1 protein-coding gene is annotated in these 1,300 nt (G+C 59.9%); it reads right to left on the minus strand.

Annotated features, from left to right (window positions below):
* Nucleotides 1-337: 337 nt before the first annotated feature.
* Complete coding sequence (locus tag AC1DER_RS17180; protein ID WP_477358204.1) at nt 338-628, minus strand: hypothetical protein; 291 nt, start codon at nt 626-628, stop codon at nt 338-340.
* Nucleotides 629-1,300 lie beyond the last annotated feature (672 nt).

A 1,300-nucleotide genomic window follows, 5' to 3' on the forward strand; every position in this document is an offset into this window, starting at 1 on the left:
CCTAACGCCTGAGTTAAGCCGCATCGCGGAGCGGTGTCGGCTTGAATGACTTGTTAGGCCTAGTGTCGTGACCGGAGCCGAGAACTGCCGCCGGAAATGTCCTAGACCTTCCCCGGCCCGAAATGTATCAGCTTGCGGAGGCCTGTGAACCAGCCCCTCCCCTTTCCGGAGSCGGTACCCAACAAGAGCGACTAGGGGCTAGCGAAGTCGCCCGCCACGCATCCGCAACCTGCGCGGCTCTACGCCCTTACGGCTGCACAGCGGCGACAACTCGCCTAACGCCTGAATTAAGCCGAGCCGCGAAGCGGCTTCGGCTTGAATGAATTGTTAGGCCGCATCAYATGCCRCCTGTGTAGAAGAGCAGATATCCCGGCAGAAGTAGTAGGGCTAGAGCGATTAGTGCCACCGCCGGTGCCTTGAACTGCCGCCAGCGAGCAGCGAGTGCCCACAGGGCAATAACCAAAGCAAACAAAGTTGCAGGGAAGTAGACGTAGTAGCGAATTTGGCCGGCAGACGGAAACCCCGGCACGTGTTGCGATCGAACACCGTCGATGCCGCCGAAACCCATGAGCAGGACGAGTGCCCAAAGAGTTGCGGTTATGAGCGCGAGGATATGTGTACCTTTCATGCGGCCTAACGCCAGAGTTAAGCCGAGCCGCGAAGCGGCTTCGGCTTGAATGAATTGTTAGGCGCGCTGCCACGCCCCGTAAGTGGCGAGCATATGCGACTCAAAGGCCGGTGGGCCAGAGACCTCCCAGAAGGACGAATCGACCGCCCGCAGCTCAAGCACGGGCTCTCCTTCAGCTAGGCCAACGAAGTGCCCTTCAATTGTTTGGTAGACACCTCGGTACAGGGCCCGGAACTCTCCATCTGGCATTGATAGTCCGGAAGCCGTGAGTTGCTCAATCTCTAGAGCGCGATCACCCATGCACCAATCGACGGTTATGCGCCAGGTGTCTGGTTGTACGAACCGATCGACGTCGGTGAGAAAGCTAGCAATGTCGAATAGCTCGCTGTCGCTTCCGTGCTGTGGGATGACGACCATGCTGCGCCTAACGCCAGAGTTAAGCCGCACCGCGGAGCGGTGTCGGCTTGAATGAATTGTTAGGCCTAGCGCCGCAACCGGAGCCAAGAACTACGGCCGACTGCTCTGCCATGACCCAACCCCGGCCGGAAATGTAGCAGCTTGCGATGCCTGGCGCCGCCGAAGATCTGGGCCGGGCCGAAGCGGGCAATACACGGTGTCAATGGTGCCGGCTGGGGGCGTTGTGCGCGCAACCGAAGCAAGAGCGCGATGACC

Source organism: Lysobacter sp. 05T417 (assembly GCF_056396405.1).